Below are 23,276 nucleotides of genomic sequence, written 5' to 3' on the forward strand. Positions count from 1 at the left end.
TAGTGCGGTGGTCATGGCGTCGTGCCGGTGCGTTGGGAGCGCGGGTGCTGCTGGGGAGAGTGTGGCGCACGGCTCGCGGCGCGTCGAGGGGCCGGCCGGGCGGGGGAGGGGGTTCCCTGATTGTCTTGATATGAAGTATCTTGATGTCGAGATTGATGGCGATCATGCAACGGGGGCCTGCCATGCGGGGGAACGGACTGATCGCGCAGCTGCGGAAGCCTCCGGGCGGCCGGGATGCGCGCACCATGCTGCTGGCGCAGTGCGTCGACCGGACCGGGACCGGGGTGTGGGCGGCGGCCTCGGTGCTCTACTTCACCTACGTCTGCGGGATGGACGCCCGGCAGCTCGGCCTGCTGCTGGGAGTGGGCGCGGTGGCCGGGATCGCCGGCTCCCCGCTGGCCGGCCGGGCGGCCGAACGGGTGCCGGTGCGATGGCTGCTGATCGGGTGCCATCTGCTGCGACTGGGGACGATGGGCCTGCTGCTGGTGGTCGACGACTTCGGCGCGCTGCTCCCCGTGGTCGCTCTGACCTGCCTGGCCGAGCGGGCCGCCAAGACCCTGGAGATGCTGTTCGCCACCCGGGTCGCGGGCGAGCGGCGCGCCACCTACCAGGCGCTGTTCCGCAGCGTGGCCAACGCCGGGTACGCGCTCGGTGCGGGCATCTCGGCGATCGGCCTCGCGGTGGGCACCACGGCCGCCTACCGCACGCTGATCCTGGCCAACGGACTCTCCTTCGTCCTGGCCGCCGTCCTGGTCTGGCGCACCCGGGAGCCCGCCGGGCGCGGCCTGGTGACGGCGGCCTCCGGTGCGGAGCCGGCCGCGGTCCCGTCCGCCGCACCGAGCCCCTGGCGCGACCGCGGCTACCTGCTGTTCGTCCTGCTGGACATGCCGCTGAACCTGGACGACTCGATCCTCAACGTCGGCCTGCCGCTCTGGCTCGTCCACCACACCGACGCGCCGCGCGCCGTCGTCCCGGTCTTCCTGGTCCTCAACACGGTGCTCGTGGTGCTGCTGCAACTGCGCGTCTCGGCACTGGCGGAGGGCCCGCGCGGGGCGGCCGCGGCGGTGGGCTGGTACGGGGCGACGCTGTTCGGCAGCTGCCTGCTGATCGCGCTCGCCACCGGAGGCGGGCCGTGGACCGCCTCGATCGCACTGCTGGCCGCGGCGATGCTGGTCACCCTGGCGGAGCTGATGCGGTCGGTGAGCTCCTGGGAGCTGGCGGTCGTCCTGGCGCCGCCGGGGGCCCGGGCCTCCTACCTGGGGGTGGCGGGGATGTCCCAGTCGGTGCAGAAGTCGGTGGGCCCGCTGCTGCTGACCGGGGTGGTGATGGCGGCCGGACCGGTCGGCTGGCTGGGCCTCGGCGCCGCGACCGTCGGTCTCGGCGCGCTCCAGCGCCGGGCCGGCCTGCGCCGGCTGGCGGCGCTGGCCGGCCCGACGGCCCCCGGTGCGACTGCCGCTGCGTCCGGTGCGTCTGCCGCTGCGCCCGCTGTCCCCGCGGGCGAGTCGGCGAAGCGGGCGGGGGCCGGGGTCGGCTGAGCCTGCGATCACCGGCGCTGACCGGCCCGACGCCGCTCGGGGTCAGCGGGCGGCGGCGGCGACCGGGCGGGTGCGGAGGATCCAGGCCACGGCCGGGGCGGTGCAGAGCGCTGCGAGCAGCAGGGCGCCGGTGGTCACGAGTCCGACCGGGCGCCACGGCAGCGGCCACCGGGCGGGGATGCCGAGCACCGCCAACGCGGCGTGCATGGTGGCGAGTTGGGCAGCGGCCACGGCGCAGCCGAGGGCCGCGCCGACCGCCACGACCAGCGCCGATTCGGCGGTCACCAGGCGCACCACCTGGGCCCGGGTGGCGCCCGCCAGCCGGAGCAGGGCGAGTTCGCGGCGGCGGTCCGCCGTCGTGGTGAGCAGCGTGTTGGCGAGCGCGATCCCGGCGTAGACGAGCGCCAGGCCGAGCACCAGGACGGTCCGCAGCCGGACGGCCCGGCCGGTCGGGGGCGCGGTGACGGCGAGCCAGTCCGCCCGGGCGAGCACGGTCGCTCCGTACGGTCGGGCGGCGGCGCGGGCGGCGGCGAGGGCTGCCGTGCGGTCGGTGCCGGGGGCGAGCCGGAGCTCGATACGGTCCACGCGGGCGCCGGGGGCGTTGGCGGCGGTCACGTACAGGCCGTTGTCGCCCAGGCCGTCGCGCAGCACCGCGGCGACCCGCAGGGACGTCCGGCTGCCGTCGGCCCGGACCACCGGCACCCGCTCGCCGACCGTACGGCCCCACTCGGCGGGCAGCACCAGGGAGTCGTCGTCGAGGGCGGCGGGGGAGCCGGAGAGCAGGGGGAGCCGGGCGACTGCCGTCAGGCCGGACGGGTCGGCGGCGCGGGCTTCGGCGTGGACCGTGACGCCGTCCGGCTCGACGAGGGCCAGCGGAGTGGGCGCCGTCGCGGAGACGGCCGCCACGCCCGGGAGGGCGCGCAGGGCCGTGACCAGTCGCGCCGACGGGCCGGTGGGGACGGCGACCAGGTCGGCGGCGGTGCGGGCGTCGGCCTCGGCGCGCCGGGCGGCGCCGACGGTGTCCGACGCGCCCGCCAACGAGCCGGTCAGCGCCACCGCCACCAGCACGGGCGCCGCCACGGCGCCGGTCCGGCGCAGCGCGGAGGCGGCGTTGCCGCGCACCAGCCGGCCCGCGTACCCGGTGAGCCGGGCGGGCAGCAGCCGGCCGAGCACCCGGATCAGCGGGGGCGCGAGCAGCGGCGACAGCAGGCCGCACGCGCAGATCAGCCACATCGGCTGGGTGGTGTACGTCTTGCGGTGCAGCAGGTCGGCCGGGTTGTTCGCGAGCGCGGTGCCGGCCAGCGCGGCGGCGGTGGTCAGCAGCCCGAAGCCGAGGAGCAGCCGGGCGCGGGTCAGCACCTCGGTGTCGAGGTCGGCGGCGCTCAGGGCGTCCAGCGGGCCGACCCGGCCCGCCCGGCGGGCGGCGACCGCGACCCCGCCCAGGGCGACCAGCAGGCCGGTCCAGAACGCGGCGTACAGCGGCCAGGCGGACCCGCTCGGGGCGAATCCCGGCGGGGCCATGCCGGCCTCGGCCAGCCACCGCACCAGCGCGGGCGTGCCCAGCCGGCCGAGCCCGCAGCCGACGGCGGACGCGGCCGCACCGAGCAGCAGCGCCTCGGCGAGCACGGTGCGGCGGACCTGCGCGCGGGTGGCGCCGGCCACCCGGAGCAGACCGAGCTCCCGGCGGCGCCGGACCACGGCGTAGGAGTAGGTGGAGGCGACCACGAACGCCGAGACGAAGACGCTCACCCCGCCGGCGGTGCCCAGCAGGGCGACCAGCGACACCATCCGCTCGCCGCCGGACGGCGCGTCGACCGCGGCGGCGAGGCCGAGCAGCATCACGGCGGTCATCGCGACACCGAGCGCGAGGGCGAGGAAGGCGCCGAGCAGGGAGGGCCAGCGCGTGGACAGGGAGGTGAGCGCGATCCGCAGCATTCTCATGGCGTCCAGCGAACCGCCCGGGGGCGGGTGCGGTCAGCGGGCCAGGGCCTACTCCGGAGGGTAGGGGCCGCCCCACCCGTAGGGGGCGTCCTCGGGGCCGGGGGCTTCGGCCCCGAGGTCCGGCCGGCGCCGGAAGGTAGGCCAGGCCCTACCGACGGGGCGCCGGCGCGCTGCCTAGGGTGGGCGGCGGTTGTACGGCGGGACATCCGGACAGGGGGCGCGGTGGGTACGGGGACGGCGGTCGCGGGGGACGGACAGGGCGCGGGGCCGGGCCGGTGGTCGGTGGCCCGCGCGGGTTTCCTGCGCTCCGCCGCGCCCTGGCGGGCGGCCGGGTACCTGCTGGCCACCGGGCTGGGCGGGCTGCTGCTCTGTGTCGGGCTGCTGGTGTGGGGGCTGGTCGCCGGGGTGCTGGCGGTGGTGCTGGTCGGGCTGCCGCTGGCGGCCGCGCTGGCCCTTGCCGGGCTGCCGACGGCAGCCTGGGAGCGCCGGCTGGTTCGCTTCCTGGACGGCGGACGCGTCCCGGACCCGCACCTCGTGCCCGAACGCCCGGGCCTGGCGGCGTGGTTGCGGCTGCGCTACCGCGAACAGGCGACCTGGCGGGAGCTGGGCTTCACCCTGCTCGCCGCGTTCGTCCTGTGGCCGGTCGACCTGGCGGTGGTCGGCTGCGTGCTCGCCGTGCCCGGCTGCCTGATCGCCGCGCTGCCGCTGCTCCTGCTGGACGGCGAGCAGGTGAACGTGCTCAAGGTGGCCGAGGTGCACTCGCCACCGCTGGCCGCCCTGCTCGGGCTGGCCGGACTGCTGCTGCTCCCGTTGCTCGCCCACCCGCTGGCGGCGGCGGCCGCAGCCCGGGCGGCGCTGGTCCGGCTGGTGCTGGCACCGGGTGCGCAGGAGCAGCGGATCGGTGAACTGGTGCGCTCCCGGGCCCGGTTGGTGGACGCCTTCGAAGCGGAGCGGCGGCGGATCGAGCGCGACCTGCACGACGGCGCCCAACAGCGGCTGGTGGCCCTGACGATGGCGCTCGGGCTGGCCCGGCTGGACGCGCCGGCGGACGGGCCGCTGGCCGGGCGGCTCGCCGAGGCCCAGCGCGAGGCGGGCGAAGTCCTCGCCGAGCTGCGGGAGTTGATCAACGGGATCCATCCGCAGGTGCTCACCGACCACGGCCTGCCGGAGGCCTGCGCGGACGCGGCCGACCGCTCGCCGATCCCCGTCACCACCCGCTTCGACCTGCCCGGACGGCTGCCGACGCCGATCGAGTCGGCAGGCTACTTCGCCGTCACCGAGGCCCTCGCCAACCTCGCCAAACACAGCGGCGCGAGCACCGCTACGGTCGACGGGCGGTACGCCGACGGGCGGCTGACGGTCGAGGTCCGGGACGACGGCCGCGGCGGCGCCGACCCGGAGCGCGGGACCGGACTGACCGGGCTGGCCGACCGGATCGCCGTCGTGGACGGCACACTGACGGTCAGCAGTCCGCCCGGCGGACCGACCCTGGTGCGGGTGGACATCCCCTGTACCCCGACCGACCGAGGAGCGGCGCGAGGATGAGCGGATCGACGGCGGGGAGTCCGGCGGAGGGCCCGGCGGAGGGCCCGGCGGAGGGCCTGCGGGTGGTGGTCGCCGAGGACGGCGTGCTGCTGCGCGAAGGGCTGGTCGGCCTGCTGGCGCGGTTCGGGCACCGGGCGGTGGCGGCCGTCGGCGATGCCGAGGAGCTGGTCGCGGCCGTCGAGGAGCACCGGCCGGACCTCGTCGTCACGGACGTCCGGATGCCGCCCGGCCAGACCGACGAGGGCCTCCGGGCCGCCCTGGACATGCGCGAGCGGATCCCCGGGCTGCCCGTCCTGGTGCTCAGCCAGTACGTCCAGCGCGCCTACGCGGCCCGGCTGTTGGACGCCGGGGACGGCCGCGGCGTCGGATACCTGCTGAAGGACCGGATCGGGCAGATCGAGGAGTTCGTGGCGGCCGTCGCCGCGGTGGCGGGCGGCGGCACGGTGGTCGACCCGGAGGTGGTGCGGCAACTGCTGCGCCGCCGCCGGGACCCGCTGGAGCGGCTCACCCCGCGTGAGCGCGAGGTGCTGGCGCTGATGGCGGAGGGCCGGTCGAACGCGGCGATCTGCCGGGAGCTGGTGGTGTCGGAGGCGGCGGTCAGCAAGCACATCGGCAACATCCTGCTGAAGCTGGACCTGCCGCCGGCCGAGGAGACGCACCGCCGGGTGCTGGCGGTGCTGGAGTTCCTCCGGGCGTGACGCCGCCGTGCAGGGCCGGGCCCCGTCGGAGTCGGCTCCGTCGTGGCTCCCGTCAGAGTCGGTCGTAGACGGCGGACAGCCGGTGCAGGACCTCGGTGGCGCGGTCGAGGTCGTCGGCGTCGTAGTCGGCCAGGTCGGCGTGCAGGGCCTCGGTGAGTGCGTCCTGGCGCTGTCGGTGCCGCTCTCGCCCGTCGTCGGTGAGCGCGACCACGACGGAGCGCTTGTCCTCCGGCGGGCGGGTGCGGGTGACGTACCCGGCCGCGACCAGGCCGTTGACCAGTTGGGTGGTGGCGGCTCCGGTGGTCTCGGTGCCCGCGGCGAGTGCGCTGATGGTCAACGGGCCCTGGTCGGCCAGCGTGCGCAGGGCACGGGCGTGGGTGAGTGAGAGGGCCCCGGGGGTGCGGGTGGCGCGACCGCGCAGGCGGGCGTCGGAGGCACTGAGTCGGTAGGCGGCGCGGGCCAGGCGGTCCAGCGCCTGTGCGCGCTCGGGGGCGGGCGGCCGGTCGGCCATGGTCGGTCCTCCGTGGTGGGGTTGACAACAGCTTAGTCTAAGTACTTAATAGCTAAGTACTTACAAATTAAGTACTTAGCTACTTGCTCCGATCCCAGGAGGAGACCTCATGACCGTCCGTTCGACAGGCCAGAGCTGGGCCCTGGACATCGCCCTCGCTCAGGGCGGATTCGATGCGCTGCACCCCGAGGCCGTCGGGACCATGGAGCAGCTCGGCCACGACCACACCGACTTCGCGAAGGTCTTCGCGCTGGTCCGCAGCGGAGCGATGCTCCCCAAGGCGTGGGCGACGGTGGCCGGCCAGGCCGAGGAGAGGGCCGCTCACCACGAGCGCGGCGGTTTCGCGCAGACCGCCGCCGACCTCTACCTGCGGGCCGCGGTGATGTGGGGCCGCGCGCAGTACTCGATCTTCGACGCGGCCGACCCGCGCAAGGCGGCCATGCGTGAGCGCGCCGACCACTGCGTGGCCCGGCTGGGCGCGCTGCGCGACGGCCGGGTGCGGCGGGTGGAGCTGGACTTCGAGGGCTCCACGATCCACGCCCTGCTGCACCTGCCCGCCGGCCCCGTGGAGAACGCGCCGGCCGTCATCCTCGGCCCGGGTATGGACATGATCAAGGAGGACTACATCTGGGCGGCCGAGCGGTACTACACCTCCCGCGGGATGGTCGCGCTGTCCGTCGAGGGGCCCGGCCAGGGCGAGAGCCGGGCCGGCGGGCTCACCGTCGATCTGACCAACTACGAGCGGGCGATCGGCCGTTACCTCGACCACCTGGCCGGGCTCCCGGAGGTCGACGAGACCCGGATCGGCATGTTCGGCATCTCGATGAGCGGCTACTGGGGCTCCCGGGCGGCCGCCACCGACGGGCGCCTGGCCGCGCTCGCCGCGTTCGAGGCCGTCACCGGCGACTTCGCGACCATCTTCGAGCGCGCCCAGCCCACCTTCAAGAACAACTACATGTACATGGCCGGGTACGCCGACGAGGCGGCCTTCGATCGCGACCTTGCCCGGCAGATGCCGCTCGGCGACCTGGTCGCCGACATCACCTGCCCGGTGCTGTACGGCATCGGCGAGTTCGACGAGCTCACCGACCTCGGTCAGGCGATCGAGAGCTTCGAGCGGATCCGGGCGCCGAAGGAACTGCGGGTCTACGAGGACGAGTTCCATCCGCTCGGCGGCGTGGCGGCCGAGGCGTTCCGGTTCGGCGCCGAGTGGCTGGAGCGCGCCCTCGCCGGCGGATTCGCCGAGCCGGGCCGCGACGTGCGCCACTACGTCCATCGCGACGGCCGCACCACCGACGGCAGCGCCGACCCCACCTGGTGGCGCGGTGCGGCCCCGACCCGGCTGGCGGCCGTCCGTCGGGGCTGAGGCGGGACGCCGCCGCGGGGCGGGCCGACGGGCCCGGCCCGCGGGGGCCCGAGCGCAGCTGCGAGGGTGTCCGGCGATCTGTCCTGGCAGCTGCCCGGCGCCACGCCGACTGCTGTGAGCTGCGGTTTTACCCGACTACGGTGGAGGTGCGCGACCGGACCCCGTGGAACAGCCCGACGACCCGAGATCGAGGTACCCGTCATGAGTCTGAGCATCCGCAACCAGCTGTCCGGCACGGTCACGTCCGTGGCCGAGGGCGAGGTGATGGCCACCGTCAGGCTCCGGCTGGACGGCGGCCGCGACCTCACCGCTGCGGTCACCCGGGACGCGGTCAAGGACCTCGGCCTGCACGAGGGCAGCCGGGTGCGGGCCCTGGTGAAGTCGACCGAGGTCGCCCTGGCCACCGGCCCCGTCGAGGGCCTGAGCATCCGTAACCAGCTCCCCGGAACCGTCTCCGCCGTGACCAGCGGAGCCGCGATGGCCGGCGTGAAGGTCGCCGTGGACGGCGGCGAGCTGACCGCGGCGATCACCGCGGACGCCTGCGCCGATCTCGACCTGGCGGAAGGTCGCGCCGTCGTGGCCCTGATCAAGTCGACCGAGGTCTCGCTCGCCACCGTCTGAGCCCGGGCACGCCGCGGCCCGTCCCCCGGGGAGGGGACGGGCCGCAGCCGGGTCCGGGTCGGGTCCGGAGCGCGGGGGCTCAGGGACGGGTGGCCGTGACCAGGTGGTAGTCGAGGAGGCCGTTGCGCCAGGCGGGGAGGAAGTTGCGGGTCCAGTGGCCGGGCGGGACGGTGTCGGTGAGGTAGCGGTCGAGACCGGGCCAGACGTCCGGACCGATGGACTCGGCGCGGACGCCGGTGAAGCCGGCCCCGGCGAGGTCGGTGGTGAAGCCCGCGAGGGTGTGCGGGACGTCGAGGCCGTCGGCGAAGCTGGCGAGGAGGATGCTGAGCCGTTCGGCGATCTCGGGGCCCTCGGCGGCGAAGAAGGTGGTGACGGCGAGCCGGCCGCCGGGGCGGAGGACGCGGGCGGCCTCGTGGGCGAAGCCGGTCAGTTCGCGGAAGTGCTGGGCGGCCTCGACGGAGTACAGGCCGTCCAGGGAGGCGTCGGCGAAGGGGAGTTCGTCGGCCGCGCCGATGGTGTAGCCGAGCCGGTCGGGGTAGGTGGCCAGCGCCTTGGCGTTGACGGCGCGGGCGCGTTCGACCTGGTCGGGGTGGATGTCGACGCCGGTGACGGCCGCGAAGCGGAACTCGCGCAGCGCGAGGGCCGCGCCCAGGCCGCGACCGCAGCCGACCTCCGCCAGGCGCAGCCGTTCGTGCGGCTCGGGCAGGGCCCGCAACACCCGCCGGTAGAGCTGCTCCTGACTGTGCACCCGGTCCTCGGGGGTGAGGGCGGTGAGGTCGATGCCGTGCCAGTCGCCGAAGTTGATGAACCCTCCTGCGAAGCTGGCTGCTTTGGACAGATCGCCGGCGCCGTAGGTCTGCCGTACGGTCGGGGGGATGCGGTTGTGGTCCATGGGCCGCTGGGTCTCCTGCTCGGTGGGCGCCCGGCCGTCGGACGCGCCGAGGTACGTACCCAAACCGGTGGTTGCCCGAACACGGTACGTGATGGACGGGTGTGCCCGGTGGGAAAGGGGCGCGGCGGTGTTCCGAGGGGGCTCGGAACACCGCCGCGCGACCGGGGGCGGCTACCGGGCTCTGTGGTGGGTGACGAACGGATCGCCGGTCGGGGCCCCGGTCATGCCGGGCGCCCTCCGGTGGCGGGGCGCCCGGCGAGCGGGACCGCGCAGGAGTCGGAGAAGCCCTGCGAGGAGACGCCGTTGGCGATGTTGCTCCGGGCGGCCATGTTGACGAAGGCGACGTACGCGGTGAGTTCGACCATCGCCGCCGGGCCGAGGACGTCGAGCAGATCCCCGTACTGCTCGTCGGTGACGGTCGGCGGCGTGACGGACATCGCCTCGGCGTACGCCATCACGTCCCGCTCCAACGGGGTGAACACGTCCGAGGCCCGCCAGTCCGGCACCCGGCTCGCCTTGGCGAGGTCCAGGCCCTGGTTCTGCGCCTGGAAGTAGTTGATGTCCAGGCACCAGCTGCAGCCGACCAGCGAGGCCACGGCCATGTGGGCGAAGGACTTGAGGCTCTCGTCGAGCGCGTCCCAGGCTGCGATCCTCCCCGCGAACTCCTGGTTCGAGACGGCGACCTCCGGGTTGTGCCAGAGGACCTCGGTGGGCTCGAAGACGGCGCCGAACGCCTTGACCATGGTCTCGCCGAGTTCGGCGGGCAGCTGGGCCTTGGGCAGACGGAGTGCCATGGGGTTTCCTCCCTGTGTGGTGGCTCGTTCGGGCATGAAGACACCGCAGGGCGGCCGGATGTGACAGGCGGCGGAAAAATTCCCGCCGTGCGGGGCGGCGGGTTCGCTACAGTCCGCGAGGATTCCGGTGGCCTCGACGCCGGGGACCTTGACACCGGGGCCTTGACGAGATCCCGACCGGACCTGAGGAGAACGACACCGTGAACGTCCCCGACGAACGCCCCGCACCGCCGCTGACCGGCGGCGAACGCGAGATGCTGCGCGGCTTCCTGGACTTCCACCGGGCGACCCTCGCCCTGAAGTGCGAGGGCCTGAGCGACGAGCAGCTGCGGCAGCGCGCCAGCCCGCCGTCCACCCTGACCCTGCTCGGGCTGGTGCGGCACATGGCCGAGGTGGAGCGCGCCTGGTTCCGCCGGGTGATCGACGGCGAGGACGTCCCGCTGGTCTGGTCCGCCGAGGGCGACTACCAGGCCGCGTACGACGCCACCGGCGCCACCCGGACCGAGGCCTTCACCGCCTGGCGGACCGAGGTCGAGCACTCCCGCCGGATCGAGCTCGCCGCCGAGAACCTCGACGTCACCGGCTTCCAGCCCCGGTGGGACACCGAGGTGTCACTGCGGCTGGTGATGCTGCACCTGATCCACGAGTACGCCCGGCACAACGGGCACGCCGACTTCCTGCGCGAGGCGATCGACGGCGTGGTGGGGGCGTAGCCCCCGGCGGCTCCGGCGGGGCCCGCTACCAGCCGAGGAGGTGGGTGCGGCGGGTGAGGGTGGCGAGGACGGACTTGGCGACGGTCTCGTGGCTGAGGTCGGCGGTGTCGAGGGTGTGCGAGCCGCCGTCCCCGGCCGGGCCCTCGTGGAGGACGACGTAGTGCAGGGCGGAGCCGGTGGCGCGGCTCTCGCGGCGGAAGGTGTCCAGCCCGGCCGGGACGGCCGGGGACTCGACGACGACCTGGTAGCCGCGGGTCGCGTACGCGAAGGCGGCCTGCGCGGCGGCGGCCAGGGCGGTGGCGTTCTGGCGGCCGGCCTCCGGCAGGTGGGGCGGGAGCCGGCCGCTGCGGATGACCCGCAGGAAGTCGTCCGTCCGCAGGTGGACGCTCGGGTGCAGCTCCTGTGCGAGCAGCTCCGCGACCGGGCTGTTCCCGGCCCCGGACGGGTCGACGAGGAGCAGGACGCCCCCGGCGCCCCGGCCGCCCCCGAGCTCCGGCCCACCTACGGTCGTACGGTTCACAGCTGCTGATCCCTTCGCGGGCCGGGGACGGTCGGGTAGCCGGGGCGAGGCGGTCGGAGTGCGAAGGGGCTGGTCGGCACATATCCGGACAGCCGACCGCCTCGTCCCTACGACTGATGCGTTTCGGGGATCAACCTAGTCCAAACGGGTGCCCCGAGTCGTCCCCCACCCGGCCTGCGGACGGGTGGCCGCGGTCGCTCGGTGACCGCCCGGTGAGCGCTCGGTGACCGCCCGGTGTCGGTTCTGGTTCCCCTCCGCGCGCAGGACGACCGGGTTGGTGAGCGCCGCCATCGGGCCCCACGGCAGGTCCGGGCCCATCGCGTTGCCCTTGCCCGGGGTGCCGTCCGGCTTCGGGTGGCGCACCTCGGCCCGGACGTACGCGGAGAGCGAGGCCGTGGTGCGCCACACCACCGTGCCGGAGCCGCCGGCCGGCAGCGACTCCTGGTGCATCTGCCCCTCGTCGGTGATCAGCCGGACCGTTCCGCCGGGCACCCCGGAGACGGTGAGCGTGACGTCCACGGGCGCGTCGGCCGGGACGGCCAGCTCCTCGCCGATGCCCGCCCGCCGGCCGTGCCCGGTCACGGTGAACTCCAGCCGGACGGCGCCGGATTCGGCGATCCAGCTGCGGCCGTCGCGCAGCCCGTCGAGGATCGCGTCCCGGGTGAGGTCCTCCGCGAGCACCACGTTGTGCGGGGAGCCGATCAGCTGCGGCTCGCTGTGCGCGTCGCTGTTGCCCAGGGCGGGCAGCCAGGAGCGGCCCTCGCGCAGGGCGACGGCGAGCCGGCCGTCCCAGGTGTCGACCGCGGACTCGTCGTCGTACGTCCAGGGGCCGTTCCACACCTCGACGGCGTCCGCCTGCTCGTAGCCGAACTTCCACTGGCAGGCGACGTACGGGCAGTACGGGTGCGCGGGCACCACCAGGCCGCCGGAGCGGTGGACCTGGCGGACGAAGCGCGGGAACTCCTCGTCGCGCGAGCGGTAGCGCCAGTCGACGAACTGGCCGGCCTCCAGGCCGAGGGCCAGCCAGTGGCCGTTGCGCGTGGTGATCTCCTCGCCCGGGACGACCAGCAGGTCCGGGCCGGCCAGCGGGCCCCAGACGGCGTGCGAGGAACTGGTGTTGTGGTCGGTGGAGACGATGAAGTCCAGGCCGGCCGCGCGGGCCCCGGCCGCGACCTCCTCGGGGAGGCGCCGTCCGTCGGAGTGGACGGTGTGCAGGTGGCAGTCGCCCCGGTACCAGGCGCGGCCGCGGCCGCGGGCCCGCTCGGCCGGGTAGTGCGGGGTGAACTGCGGGCCGGGTGCGCCGAACCGGAGGGTGACCTCGACGTGATAGTCCAGGCCCTGCGGGGCGACCTGGTACGGGCCGAGGACGACGTGCCAGGTGCCGGGGCCGACCGGGCCGGGGAGGTAGCCGGGGGTCGCGGCGGAGCGGGAGAGGCTGAACTCGGTGCGGAAGCCGCCGGACCAGCCGCGGAAGCCGGGGCCGCCGAGGTCGGTGCCGCGTTCGTCGAAGATGCCGATGTCGCAGGAGTTGCCGGGGGTGCCGGCCGGGACCGGCGGCTTGTCGTAGCCGTACGAGACGGCGATCTCCCGGACGCCCTCGGGTACTTCGACCGGGAGGTAGACGAAGTCGGGTGCGCCGGTGGGGAGATGGCCGGTGAGGGTGAGGGTGCGATCGGGGGGCGTAGCAGCGGGCGCGGCCGGGGCGGCGGGGGCGGCGGGGGCCTCGCCGGTCGTGGCGGCGAGGCCGAGGGCGGTGGCGGCGCCGGTGGCCAGGCCGGTGCGGAGCAGGTCTCGGCGGGCGGGGCGGCGTGCGCTGGGTTCGGTCGGCATCGAGGTCTCCGGGTCGGGGCGGGTCGGGTCGCTCGCGTGCCTACCCGGGTGAGTGAACCGGGGGTGATTCCGGGGTGAGTCGGGGTCCACGGGGGCGGGGCGGGTCGGTGAAGAGGGGGCGGGCGGGGGCGGGGGGCGAGTTGCGGGGAGTGACGAATGGTCGGTTCATAGTCATGTAATCGGTGGATATCCGGATGGAATGGACAGGGAGGCTGGCGTGGCGCTGAGTCGGCGGACGCTGCTCGTGGTAGTGGCCGGAGGCGTACTGACGGGGTGCCGGGCCAGGCCGGCGCCGACCTCGCACGCCGGGGCGGCCCCGTCGCCAGTCTCCGCTGCGGGGGCGGCGGACGCCACGGTGGGCGGCATATCCTCGGCGGCGAGCGCCGCACCGACCCCGGATCCGGCGACCGCCGTGCCCGCCGAGACCGCCACGGCCACCGCCACGGCCGATGCCGCGGCGACTCCCGCGCCGACCCCGGCTCCGGTGAAGGAGCCGACCCGGGCGGAGACGGTGGACCGGTACGCCGCCGTGGCCCCGACGGAGTGGGGACTGGAGGTCGCCGGGGTGATCGCCGAGCTGCCCGACGGCGAGCGCGCGACGGCCCTCACCTTCGACGCCTGCGGCGGCCCCGGTGGCAACGGCTACGACGCCGACCTGATCGACCTCCTGCGGGCGCACGCCGTCCCGGCCACGCTCTTCCTGAACGCCCGCTGGATCGACGCCAACCCGGACGAGTTCGAGCAGCTCGCCGCCGACCCGCTGTTCGAGATCGGCAACCACGGCACCGTCCACCGCCCCCTCTCGGTCACCGGCCGCTCCGCGTACGGGATCGCCGGCACCGGCGACGTCGGCGAGGTCTACGACGAGGTCGCGGGCAACGCGCGCAAACTCACCGGGCTGCTCGGGCACCCGCCCCGCTTCTTCCGCTCCGGCACCGCGCACTACGACGACGTCGCCACCCGGGTGGTCGCCGACCTGGGCCAGCGGGTGGCCGGCTTCACCGTGAACGGGGACGGCGGCGCGACGCTCAGCGCCGCCCAGGTGCGGCAGGAGGTCGGGTCGGCCGGGCCGGGCGCGATCGTGATCGGCCACATGAACCACCCGGGCGGCGGGACCGCCCCCGGGGTGGCGGCGGCGCTGCCGGGGATGCTGGCGGCGGGACGGCGCTTCGTCCGGCTCTCGGACGTGCTGTAGGCCCGGGGCCCGGACCGACCGGCCTGCGGGCGCGCGGAGCGGGCCGGCCACGTCGGCCTTCGGGCGCGCAGCGCCAGGCCGGTCGCGCCGGCCCTACGCCAGCCGGAGGCCGCCCGGGTGCTCCTCCTCGATGATCCGCACCAGCCAGTCGAAGACCGTCGGCCCCTCGCCCGCCCGGGCGGCGGCCAGCTCGGCGCCGACCCACTCGTGGTTGGCGGGGTGGCAGCGGCCCAGCCGCAGCTCCAGCTGGCGGACCGTCTCCGGGTACCCGAGCCTGCGGCGGGAGGCCTCGTGGCCGCGCCACTCGATGACCCAGTCGCCGTCCTCGGGCGTGCCGTAGCCGCCGCGCAGGCAGTCCGCGAAGGCGTCGAGGTTGCGGCCGAAGTAGCCGTCCACGCCGATCTCCTGCCCGACGACGTCCCAGAAGTCCTCCAGGGAGCCGATCCTGCTGCCGTCGATCACGTAGGTCACCGTCACGGGGTCGAGGATAGGCCCGGGCGGTGAACGACGGGTGCGGTGATCGGCGGCCGCCGCGGCTGCCGTTGCTCCGGGCGGGGCCGCGGTCACTGCTGCTCCTGCTACTGCGCCGGCTCCACGGCGACGGCGGTGGCGAGCAGGCCGTCCCGGACGGTCCAGCGGCCGTCGAATCCCGGCAGCCGGCGCCCGCCGACCACCGGGCCCGGGACCAGCAGGCGGGCGGTGAAGGTGCCGTCGGGGGAGAGGTCCAGCTCGGCCTCGCTGAACTCCAGGAAGAGCCCGGTCAGTGGGAACCACGCCTTGTACACCGACTCCTTGGCGCTGAACAGCAGGCGTTCCCACGGGGTGCCCGGGTCGGTGGCGGCCAGATCGGCGAGCCGCTTCTGCTCGACGGGCAGTGCGACGACGTCCAGGACGCCCTCGGGCAGCGGCAGCGCGGGCTCGGCGTCGATGCCGACGGAGGCGAGGGTGCCGGCCCGGGCTACGGCAGCCGCGCGGAAGCCGTCGCAGTGGGTGAGACTGCCGATCACTCCGTCCGGCCAGCTCGGCGCGCCGCGCAGGCCCGGGACGAGCGGGCGGTAGGGAACACCGAGCCGGGCGAGGGCGGTCCGGGCGCAGTGCCGGACGGTGGTGAACTCGCGGCGCCGCTTGTCGACGGCGTTGGCGACGGCCGCGGCCTCCGCCGGCTCCAGCCGGGCCTCCGGGGGGTCGCCGTACGCCACCTCGGTCACCACGACGTCCGGCAGCAGGTCCCCGATCACCCGTTCCCCCCCTCGTTCGGTCGCGCGGGGTCGTCGCCGCGCGGCACGAGGGTAACCCGGGCGGGGGGATCTCCGGGGGCGAACGGGGACCGCTGCCGGAGTGCGTGGACGCGTGCGCTACTCGAAGGCCCTTCGTGGCGTCCAGTTCGTAGATGTAGCGGCCGTCCGCGCCGGGCACGGTGGGGTGGCCGACCGGGTGGCCGAGGAGGCGGGCGAAGGCCTCCTGCTCGGCGTCGTCAAGGTGCTGCCGGCCGCGGAAGAAGAGCACCTTGTGCTCGTACAGCGCGGCTTCCGGGGCGGCGACGGCCTAGGTGGGGAGCTCGCCGCCGAGGCGTATGTCGTGCACGATCGCGCCGCGACAACAGCGGCGCGGGCAGCGCCGGGGAACGGGGCGGACGACGGCGTGCATCGGCCCTCCTTCCGGCTCGCTGCGTGTGGGCTCGGTGCTCATCGTGCTGAAGCGCAGGACTGCCTGTCAATCGTCATCTTGCCTGGTGGGAAAGGGTGTTGCTGCTGGGTGTTGCTGCTTCGTTTCGGCCGCTTGCGGTTCCTTGCGCCGCCTTGCGGCCTGTTGCGTCCCGTTGCGGCGGATTGCGGGGGGACGGCGGTCCGGCGCGCGGTCGGTCGGCCCTGCCGTGCGGGTGCGGCGGTTGCCGACGTGCGGGAGCGGAAGTGGCCAGGGCCGGCGCGGGCGGCTCCCGCGCCGGGGTCGACGCCTGGTCGACGGCGGCCGCTCGGTTACGACACGTGATCGGTCACTGGCCGAGGAGCCGGGCGAAGTCCAGTCCGAGGCTGCCGAGGACGGGCAGTGCGCCGAGGTCGGTCACGCCGCCGACCGGGATGCTGTAGCCCTGGTTCACCACGCGGAGCGCGGAGCCGACGACGGTGGGGCTGGGGGCGGGGGCGGCGGCTGACGGCGTGGCGGCGGCCGGGACCAGGGCGGCGCCGAGAAGCAGGGCGGCGAGTGCGGTGCGCATGTGAGGGGACCTCCGGGGCGGACGGGCAGGCACGCGGGCAGTCGGACGGACAGGCGCACGGGCACGCAGGCGGCACGGGCGTACAGGCGGAGAGGCATGCCTGCGGATGACGGCCTGTCAACACCCCGGGTGGCGGCGCGGTCACGCATCTTCGCCCCTTCGGCGGCATTCGTAAAGATCCTTGCCTTGTGTTCATGCCAACATCAAGGAGGTCTGGACCATGCCGAGGAAGAGCGCATACGTTCCCTTCACAAGGTCGGGTGCCGGGCCGCCGAACTGCCTGGCGGCGTCGGCGACTTGCACCTGTCATGTCCATGTCTCTACCGGACGTCGGACCAGCACGCCCTGTCAGCACTGCAACCGGAGGGAACGAACCATGCGCGCCATCGGCAAGAACCTCAGGATCCTCGCGGGCGCCCCGCTCGCCGCAGCCGCTCTCATCGCCCTCACGGCCGGCACCGCCAGTGCCGCCATTCCGATCAACAAGCCCATGAACGGCAAGGCCACCTACTACAACGACTCGGGCTTCGGTGCCTGCGGCACCCAGATCAACGCCTCGTCGCAGATGCTGGTGGCCGTCTCGCACACCTGGTGGACCACCGCGAACCCGAACAACGACCCGGTCTGCAAGGGAATTTCGGTCAAGGTGACCTATCAGGGCAAGACCATCACCGTCCCGGTGAAGGACCAGTGCCCCTCCTGTGACTCCACCCACATCGACCTCAGTCAGCCTGCCTTCGCCAAGCTGGCCCCGCTGAGCAAGGGCGTCATCAGCGGCCTCACCTGGCAGTTCGTCAAGGCCGGCCTGAAGGGCGAGACCGTCGAGCTGTCCGCCCCGATCGCCGGCTCCACCATCGGCTGACTCCGGCAGGCCTGACGCGGCCGTGCCCGCCCCCGCGGCATGACGGGGGCGGGCACGGCCGCGCCGGGGCGGGTGTCGGGGGTCGGCGGCCTGGGCTTCCGCCCGACAACTCCCCCGGCCGGGGCGGGACCTGTCGGCGTGACACGTGATCGATGCGGCGTTGCACGGGCGTTGCAGTCCGGTGACACGGAATGCGCCATTCCGTCGACTGTTCGGACTAGTTTCGATCGTGCACGCCCGCTGCGGCGCCGGTGCTTCCCGCACCGGCCGGAACGGGCACCGTTCGCGTCCCCACCCGTACTTCGTTCAGGAGAACCGGCATGTCCCTTTCGACGACCCGTCGCGCGGCCACCGTCCGCATGCTGGCCGGAGCCGTCCTGACGGTCGGGCTGCTGGTGCCCGCCGCAACCGCCTGCAGCAGCACGTCGGGTGCCCAGGGCGCGGCTTCACCGGCCGCGACCGCCACCACGGCCGGTACGCCCGGCTCCGGCGCTCCGGCGGCCACGGCCACGACGGCTGCGCCGGCCGCGACGTCCACGGCGTCGCCCGCGTCCACGCCGTCCGGCAAGCCCGGTGGCGGCACCACGGCCGCCAAGCCGGACGCGCACCCCAGCACCACCCCGGCGCCCCCGGGCAAGCCGGCGCCCGGAGCCCGAACCCAGACCCTGCCGGACGGCAGCACGGCCGAGATCCGGGAAGTCGCTCCCCAGCACTTCGTCGCCAAGATCGTCCACGGCGGTGACGTCCTCGCCACGCTGGAGACGAAGGACACCGACGCCGGACTCGACGCCAACGACATGTTCATCGTGCTCTCGCTGGACGGCACGGTGCACGCCTGGATGGGCGGCGGGCACCAGGGTCCCGGAACGTTCAAGCTCCCGGGCGACTGGACGGCCAAGGTCACCAAGACCGGCGAGCTGAAGTACCGCGCGGAGATCCTCGGCCTCGACAACGCGGTGAACGGCACGCTGGAGACCAACGGGCAGGACGTCGGAGTCAACGCCAACGGCATCTACATCGTGCTCTCGGCGGGCGGGCAGATCAGCGCCCACGCCTGACCGCCGCTGTTCCGGTGCGACTGCTTCCCGGTGGCCTCGTGGCCTTGCGGTCGGGTGTCCTGGTGCCCCGCGGGCTCTGTGCCGTAGCGGGTCCGGGCCCGGCGGTCGGAGGGTCAGGCCGTCCAGCCCGGGTTGCTCGGCACTGGCGGCGACGGCCCGGGGTTCGGCGACGGACGCGGGCTCGGTGCTGCGGGGCAGCTTGGCGGCCGCGCGTTCGGAGTCGGAGAGCACACCGCCGAGGTGGGCGAACAGGGCGGCGAACTCGGTCATTGCGGTCTGCGAGTGGCTGCAGGCGTAGGCGCCCGGGAAGCCACCGGACCGTCGCCCCCGCCGCCCGTGTACCGGCCGGCGGCGCCGACGGGTGTGCGCGGGGCCGGTCAGAACCAGTGCAGGCAGTGCGGGGGCCGCTCGGCGCGGAACAGGGCGTCCGCGAGGGCGACCGCGTCCGGGCGGTGGGCCCGGATGTGGCCGGCGCGCACGAGCGTGCTCGGAGCCGTACCACCGAGGTAGACCGCGCCCAGGTCGCGCACGTCCAGGGAGAGGTCGGGCTCGCGGTCCGTCGGGACGCAGTCGGCCTTGCCGTCGCGGGCGGTCAGCAGGTAGCGGCCGCGCTCGCCGAGGAACGGGTCGTCGACGTCGAGGACGAGCTCCCCGTCGCAGAACCAGCCGCGCGCGGTCAGCGCACGCGGGACGTCCAGGATGCGCACCCAGAGCCAGTCGGTGTGCCTGCTGAGCCGGCCGGCGTTGAAGTCCACCAGCCGCCAACGCAGCGGGTGCTCCGGCGGGAAGTGCTTGAACACGACCTCCGAGACCAGGTCGTGGTTGAGCAGGAAGCCGGCCAGGGCCGTGTACACGGTGTCGTCGGCGGCGATGGTCTCGTCGACCAGCAGGGAGTCGGGTTCCCCGATCGAGTAGCAGGCGTACCCGTCCGGGACGCCGTCCGCGTCACGGTGCACGGCGACGTAGCGCGGCGCCGGAGCGATCGGAGGCTGCCCCGCGCCCAGGCCCCACCAGTGCGCCGGCCGGGACAACGCGCCGGGCTGCGCACGGCGGTACCGGTCGTAGACCGCCTCCAGCATCTCGCCGCACTCCGCGCGCCGCAGCACCTCGATCGAGCCGGTGTCCGTGCGGCTGCCGGTGCCGGTGCCGGTGCCGGTGTCGGTGCCGCCCGCTCGGGGAGCGGTGAGCGCGCCCCGGTGGCGCGGCACCGTCAGCCGCTGCGTGTAGGTCGCCGGCCCGTAGCCGAACCTGCCGTAGATCGAGGCCTCGGACGCCAACAGCACGGACAGGAACTCCCCGCGCTCCCGCACGTCCGTGAACTGATGCCGCATCATCGCGGTGAGCACTCCCCGACGCCGGTGCGACGGCAGGACACCCACCGCGCTGACCCCGCCGACCGGGGCGAGGCCCCCACCGGGCAGGGTCAGCTCGAACCAGTACGCGGCGGCGGTTCCGACGGGCCGCCCGTCCGGCGCGACGGCGAGCCAGGCGCGGTCCGTCTCCAACGCCGCCCACACCCCGGTGCGCTCCCCGGCCGGTGCCTCCGGGAAGCGCGCGAACGCGGCGTGGAAGGTGTCGACCAAGACCTCGCGGTCCTGGTCGGTCGTGGAACGGATCTCCATCGCTGTGCTGCCTCCCCCGGTAACGGCACCACGACCTGCGATGCCCCGGCCACAGTGCACCGTGGCGGTGCTCCCGGGTCAAACGAATTAGCGGCGGGGCCGCCGGTCCGGGGCGGCGCTCCGGCTGCGGTCCGGCCCGGTGCCGTCCTACCGTGAAGGAGTCCCACGCCCGTACCCGGCCGAGGCTCCGCCCGCCGGGGCGGCACACCCACGGGAGCGAGGTGCGATGCACCGGTCGCGAGGGCCGGCGGACCGGCCGCGTGGCGGGCGTCCCGACGCGGCGGTCGTGCACCGCGCGGTGCGGGTCACCCTGGCCGCCTGCACGGGGTTCTACACGTTCCGCTACGGCCTGCACCGCCCCGTGTCGGCCACCTACGCGCTCTTCGCGGCGGTCGCCCTCGGCGTCCTCGCCCGGGTCGAGGGAGCGGCCCGGGCACGGGCCCGGACGATCCTGTGGACACTGCCGTTCGGCTGCGGGCTGGTCTGCCTCGGCACCCTTCTGGCCGTACGCGACTGGGCGGCGGCCCTGGGCATGGTGGGCGTCGGCTTCGCGGTGTCCTTCGGCACCGTCGGCGGCCCCCGGATGGTGGGCCTCGCCAACGGGCTCCAACTGCTCTACATCCTCCCGTGCTTCCCGCCCTACAGCCCGGACACCCTCCTGCAACGCCTGATCGGCGTGGTGGTCGGCCTGCTGCTGCTCACCGGCGCGGAGCTGCTGCTGTGGCCCGAGCCGGCGCCACCGGACTACCGGGGCCGGCTGTCGCGCGCCGCCTCGGCCCTCGCCGACCTGGCCGACCTCGCGGCCGCCGCCTGCGCCGGCCGCGCCACCCCCGTCGGGGCCGTCACCGAGGCCGCCGAGCGGGCCGGCACGCACCTGGACGAGCTGCGCTTCAGGCACGTCCCACTGATGCAGCGGCCAGCCTCGGCCGGCGCCGTCGACCGGGCCCTCGCCCACTGCGCGGTCGCGCTGCGCTACACCGGCCCGCGGGTGCTCGGCATCCTGCGGCTCGCCGGGTCCCGGGCCGACCCGGCCGCGGCGCGGCTCACCGCCACCACCGGACGGACCCTGCGCGCCGCCGCGGCCGGGGTGGTCCGGACCGGACCCGTCCCCGAGACCGGGCAGGTCGACCGGGACCTCACGGCCTTCGACACCGCCCGAGCGGCCGCCTGGGCCGCCGACCGGGCCGCCGACGGTGCCGTGGACCGGGCCGTCGACCGAGACGTGGACCGGGATGCCGGCAGGGACGTGGACCGGGACGCCGCCTGGGCCGCCGACCGGGAACCCGCCGGCCCGGCGGCAGACCCGGAACCCTCCCACCTCGCCCGCCCGGCGCTCGGCACCGCCGCCCTGGACGCCGCCGAGGGCGCCCGCTTCGCCGTCCGGGCGGTGCGGGTGAGCCGCCACGCCGCCCTGCCCCCCGACGACACGCCCGCCGACCAGCGGCCGGGCCCGTTCTGGTACGCCTACGACCCCGCCCCGCTGCTGTGGTGGCGGCGGTTCCGCGCCAACCTCACACCCCGCTCGGTCGCCTTCCAGAACGCGCTGCGCACCGCGGGCGCCCTCGGCGCCGCCCGGCTGCTGGCAGGATCCCTCGACCTCTCGCACGGCTTCTGGGTGCTGCTCGCCACCCTCACCCTGATGCGCACCAGCGCCGCCGACACCCGGATCACGCTGCGCCCCGCGCTGGTCGGCACGCTCGCCGGCGCCGCCGTCACCGCCGCGGTGCTGGTGGGGGTGGGGGAGCGCCCGCTGGTGTACGCCCTCGCACTGCCCCCGGTGATGCTGATCGCCTTCGCCGCCGGACCGGCGTTCGGGCCGGCCTGGGGTCAGGGGCTGTTCACCGTCGTGGTCGCCCTCGTCTTCACCCAGCTGGCGCCCGCCGACTGGCAGCTGGCGGAGGCGCGCGTGGTCAACGTGGTCGCGGGCGCGGCGATCGGCATCCTGGCAGGCCTCTGCGCCTGGCCGCGCGGCGGCGGCCAGGACCTGCGTCGGTGCACCGCCGGGATGCTGGACGACAGCGCCGAGGCGCTGCGCGAGACCGTCGCCGTGCTGACCGGCACGGGCCCGGCGGCCGGAGCCCTGCACCGGGCCCGCCGCTCCGCGCTGCTCACCGAGGCGATGTACGCGCAGTACCGCAGCGAACGGCACGACCAGGCCGAGGACGGGCCGAACTGGCAGGCGGCGATCCTCACCGGGCAGCACGCCGTCCGCGGCGCCGAACCACTGCTCGCCCGCGTCCCGCCCGGCACCGCGGCGGTCCACCGGAACGGGCAACAGGTGCTGATGCGCCACGCGGACGACGTGGCGGGAGCCTTCCACCGCCAGGCGGCGGCCCTGCGCGCCCGCGAACCGGCGGGGTCCGCGCACCCCGCCCTCTCCCGGGCCCGCGGCGCCCTGGCCGCCGAACTCGACGGGGCGGCTGCGCTGCGGGGCGACGGACGGGTCTCGCTCCACTCGGTCGACATCGCGGTCTGGCTCACGGGGCTGCTCGACGACCTCCGGCAGATCCACGAGGCCCGGCCGTCGCCACCGCCCGGCTGAGCCTCGTCGCCAGGCCGTCCCCGTCCCGGGCCGCAGCCGGTGACGGGAGGGCGAACGACCTCAGACCGGGCGCTCGACGGCCTCGAAGATGTCGGCGTCCGTGTCCTGCTGCCACTTGGGCAGGTCGTCCCAGTCGGCGACGTGCTTGTGGATCTGGGCGATCCAGCAGGTGGTGACGAAGCGGTCCTGCTGGTCCCGGCTGAGCTTGGCGGTGCTTCCCGCGCTGACGGCGACGAAGTCGCGGACCTGCCCGGACACCGCCGCGGCGGAAGCCCGCTCCCAGCCGGGCGTCTCCTCCCAGGGCACGACGTACCCGGGCTTCGGCTCGCCGGGGAAGTGCTTGCGCACCCCGGCGATCCACGCCTCGCGGAAGATCCGGCGGTCCTCGGTCACGGGGAGTTCCCGGCGCAGGTGCCGCCCGGGCGTGGAAGGTGCTGCCGCAGCCCCCTGGTCGACGGTAACGCGTGGTCATTCACCGGTCACGTGCTGCTCTGGGCGGGGGTCGGCCTGTCGACCTGAGCCCGGACGCGGTCCTTCGAGACTCCGATGGCTGAGGGGTTGTTGACGATGAGTGGACTCGTGCTGACCGACCGGGCGGCGGAGCCGGCGAGTGCGAGGTTGCCGAACCTCCCGGAGTCGGCCTCTGCGGCCCGGCGATTGGTGCGGGAGAAGTTGAGCGAGTGGGAGGTGTCGGAGCTGATCGGCGCTGTGGAGTTCGGGGGTTGTCGTTGATCCATGAGCTCGCGCGGGGGCGTTGGGGTGCGGTGGCGGAGCCGTTTGGGAAGGTGGTGCACGCCGATCTGGTGGTGGGTCGGC

Annotated in this window: 21 protein-coding genes; 10 read left to right on the forward strand and 11 right to left on the reverse strand. The window is 75.0% G+C overall.

The annotated features are described in order from the left end of the window. The first annotated feature begins 182 nt into the window (after positions 1-182). Positions 183-1,535 (forward strand): MFS transporter, encoded by a 1,353-nt coding sequence (locus ACZ7KX_RS00830; protein ID WP_470324587.1) that lies wholly within the window; start codon positions 183-185, stop codon positions 1,533-1,535. A gap of 42 nt (positions 1,536-1,577) precedes the next feature. Here the strand turns inward: ACZ7KX_RS00830 and ACZ7KX_RS00835 are convergent, their stop codons facing one another. Beyond that, positions 1,578-3,476: an FtsX-like permease family protein gene (locus ACZ7KX_RS00835; RefSeq protein ID WP_470324588.1), complete on the reverse strand. Its 1,899-nt coding sequence runs from the start codon at positions 3,474-3,476 to the stop codon at positions 1,578-1,580. A 222-nt stretch (positions 3,477-3,698) separates the two neighbouring features. Here ACZ7KX_RS00835 and ACZ7KX_RS00840 point away from each other — a divergent pair, with 222 nt between their 5' ends. Both ACZ7KX_RS00840 and ACZ7KX_RS00845 read left to right on the forward strand, forming a co-directional pair. Then, positions 3,699-5,021: a sensor histidine kinase gene (locus tag ACZ7KX_RS00840; RefSeq protein WP_470324589.1), complete on the forward strand. Its 1,323-nt coding sequence runs from the start codon at positions 3,699-3,701 to the stop codon at positions 5,019-5,021. A gap of 65 nt (positions 5,022-5,086) precedes the next feature. Continuing rightward, entirely contained in the window at positions 5,087-5,719 is a 633-nt protein-coding gene (locus ACZ7KX_RS00845) for a response regulator (RefSeq protein WP_470325086.1), read from the forward strand. A gap of 52 nt (positions 5,720-5,771) precedes the next feature. On the opposite strand, the gene ACZ7KX_RS00850 is transcribed toward ACZ7KX_RS00845, so the two are convergent. Next, the gene (locus ACZ7KX_RS00850; protein WP_470324590.1) at positions 5,772-6,230 is read right to left on the reverse strand and encodes a MarR family transcriptional regulator; all 459 of its coding nucleotides are present in this window, start codon (positions 6,228-6,230) and stop codon (positions 5,772-5,774) included. A gap of 109 nt (positions 6,231-6,339) precedes the next feature. Here ACZ7KX_RS00850 and ACZ7KX_RS00855 point away from each other — a divergent pair, with 109 nt between their 5' ends. Next, on the forward strand, positions 6,340-7,596 hold the full coding sequence (locus tag ACZ7KX_RS00855; protein WP_470324591.1) for an alpha/beta hydrolase: 1,257 nt from the start codon (positions 6,340-6,342) through the stop codon (positions 7,594-7,596). A gap of 201 nt (positions 7,597-7,797) precedes the next feature. Then, positions 7,798-8,217 (forward strand): TOBE domain-containing protein, encoded by a 420-nt coding sequence (locus tag ACZ7KX_RS00860; RefSeq protein WP_470324592.1) that lies wholly within the window; start codon positions 7,798-7,800, stop codon positions 8,215-8,217. A gap of 79 nt (positions 8,218-8,296) precedes the next feature. Here ACZ7KX_RS00860 and ACZ7KX_RS00865 read toward each other — a convergent pair whose 3' ends face one another. Together ACZ7KX_RS00865 and ACZ7KX_RS00870 are read right to left on the reverse strand one after the other, a co-directional pair. Further along, on the reverse strand, positions 8,297-9,109 hold the full coding sequence (locus tag ACZ7KX_RS00865; protein WP_470324593.1) for a class I SAM-dependent methyltransferase: 813 nt from the start codon (positions 9,107-9,109) through the stop codon (positions 8,297-8,299). 221 nt (positions 9,110-9,330) lie between these two features. Beyond that, a complete protein-coding gene (locus ACZ7KX_RS00870; RefSeq protein ID WP_470324594.1) occupies positions 9,331-9,903 on the reverse strand; it encodes a carboxymuconolactone decarboxylase family protein in 573 nt (190 codons plus the stop codon). Between the two features lie 254 nt (positions 9,904-10,157). On the opposite strand from ACZ7KX_RS00870, the gene ACZ7KX_RS00875 reads away from it, so the two are divergent. Next, a complete protein-coding gene (locus ACZ7KX_RS00875; RefSeq protein WP_470325087.1) occupies positions 10,158-10,616 on the forward strand; it encodes a DinB family protein in 459 nt (152 codons plus the stop codon). A gap of 25 nt (positions 10,617-10,641) precedes the next feature. On the opposite strand, the gene ACZ7KX_RS00880 is transcribed toward ACZ7KX_RS00875, so the two are convergent. Together ACZ7KX_RS00880 and ACZ7KX_RS00885 are read right to left on the reverse strand one after the other, a co-directional pair. After that, positions 10,642-11,136: a hypothetical protein gene (locus ACZ7KX_RS00880; protein WP_470324595.1), complete on the reverse strand. Its 495-nt coding sequence runs from the start codon at positions 11,134-11,136 to the stop codon at positions 10,642-10,644. A 135-nt stretch (positions 11,137-11,271) separates the two neighbouring features. Continuing rightward, entirely contained in the window at positions 11,272-12,966 is a 1,695-nt protein-coding gene (locus ACZ7KX_RS00885) for a CehA/McbA family metallohydrolase (protein ID WP_470324596.1), read from the reverse strand. Positions 12,967-13,321: 355 nt separating this feature from the next. On the opposite strand from ACZ7KX_RS00885, the gene ACZ7KX_RS00890 reads away from it, so the two are divergent. After that, positions 13,322-14,161 carry a polysaccharide deacetylase family protein gene (locus tag ACZ7KX_RS00890; protein WP_470324597.1) on the forward strand — a complete coding sequence of 280 codons (840 nt, stop codon included), beginning with the start codon at positions 13,322-13,324 and terminating at the stop codon, positions 14,159-14,161. Between the two features lie 93 nt (positions 14,162-14,254). On the opposite strand, the gene ACZ7KX_RS00895 is transcribed toward ACZ7KX_RS00890, so the two are convergent. From ACZ7KX_RS00895 to ACZ7KX_RS00905, 3 genes are all read right to left on the reverse strand, one after another. Beyond that, a complete protein-coding gene (locus ACZ7KX_RS00895; protein WP_470324598.1) occupies positions 14,255-14,638 on the reverse strand; it encodes a barstar family protein in 384 nt (127 codons plus the stop codon). Positions 14,639-14,739: 101 nt separating this feature from the next. Further along, a complete protein-coding gene (locus ACZ7KX_RS00900; RefSeq protein ID WP_470324599.1) occupies positions 14,740-15,399 on the reverse strand; it encodes a 4'-phosphopantetheinyl transferase family protein in 660 nt (219 codons plus the stop codon). Between the two features lie 755 nt (positions 15,400-16,154). Next, positions 16,155-16,376 carry a hypothetical protein gene (locus tag ACZ7KX_RS00905; RefSeq protein WP_470324600.1) on the reverse strand — a complete coding sequence of 74 codons (222 nt, stop codon included), beginning with the start codon at positions 16,374-16,376 and terminating at the stop codon, positions 16,155-16,157. A 376-nt stretch (positions 16,377-16,752) separates the two neighbouring features. Between ACZ7KX_RS00905 and ACZ7KX_RS00910 the strand changes: the two genes are divergently transcribed. After that, positions 16,753-17,238 carry a cysteine/serine endopeptidase inhibitor gene (locus tag ACZ7KX_RS00910; protein WP_470324601.1) on the forward strand — a complete coding sequence of 162 codons (486 nt, stop codon included), beginning with the start codon at positions 16,753-16,755 and terminating at the stop codon, positions 17,236-17,238. Positions 17,239-17,558: 320 nt separating this feature from the next. Beyond that, the gene (locus ACZ7KX_RS00915; RefSeq protein WP_470324602.1) at positions 17,559-18,296 is read left to right on the forward strand and encodes a hypothetical protein; all 738 of its coding nucleotides are present in this window, start codon (positions 17,559-17,561) and stop codon (positions 18,294-18,296) included. A gap of 377 nt (positions 18,297-18,673) precedes the next feature. On the opposite strand, the gene ACZ7KX_RS00920 is transcribed toward ACZ7KX_RS00915, so the two are convergent. Continuing rightward, complete coding sequence (locus ACZ7KX_RS00920) at positions 18,674-19,918, reverse strand: GNAT family N-acetyltransferase (protein ID WP_470324603.1); 1,245 nt, start codon at positions 19,916-19,918, stop codon at positions 18,674-18,676. 226 nt (positions 19,919-20,144) lie between these two features. On the opposite strand from ACZ7KX_RS00920, the gene ACZ7KX_RS00925 reads away from it, so the two are divergent. Then, positions 20,145-22,460: an FUSC family protein gene (locus ACZ7KX_RS00925; protein WP_470324604.1), complete on the forward strand. Its 2,316-nt coding sequence runs from the start codon at positions 20,145-20,147 to the stop codon at positions 22,458-22,460. A gap of 60 nt (positions 22,461-22,520) precedes the next feature. Here the strand turns inward: ACZ7KX_RS00925 and ACZ7KX_RS00930 are convergent, their stop codons facing one another. After that, positions 22,521-22,853: a hypothetical protein gene (locus ACZ7KX_RS00930; protein ID WP_470324605.1), complete on the reverse strand. Its 333-nt coding sequence runs from the start codon at positions 22,851-22,853 to the stop codon at positions 22,521-22,523. Between the last annotated feature and the right edge of the window lie 423 nt (positions 22,854-23,276).

Source organism: Kitasatospora sp. NPDC038210, assembly GCF_055600605.1.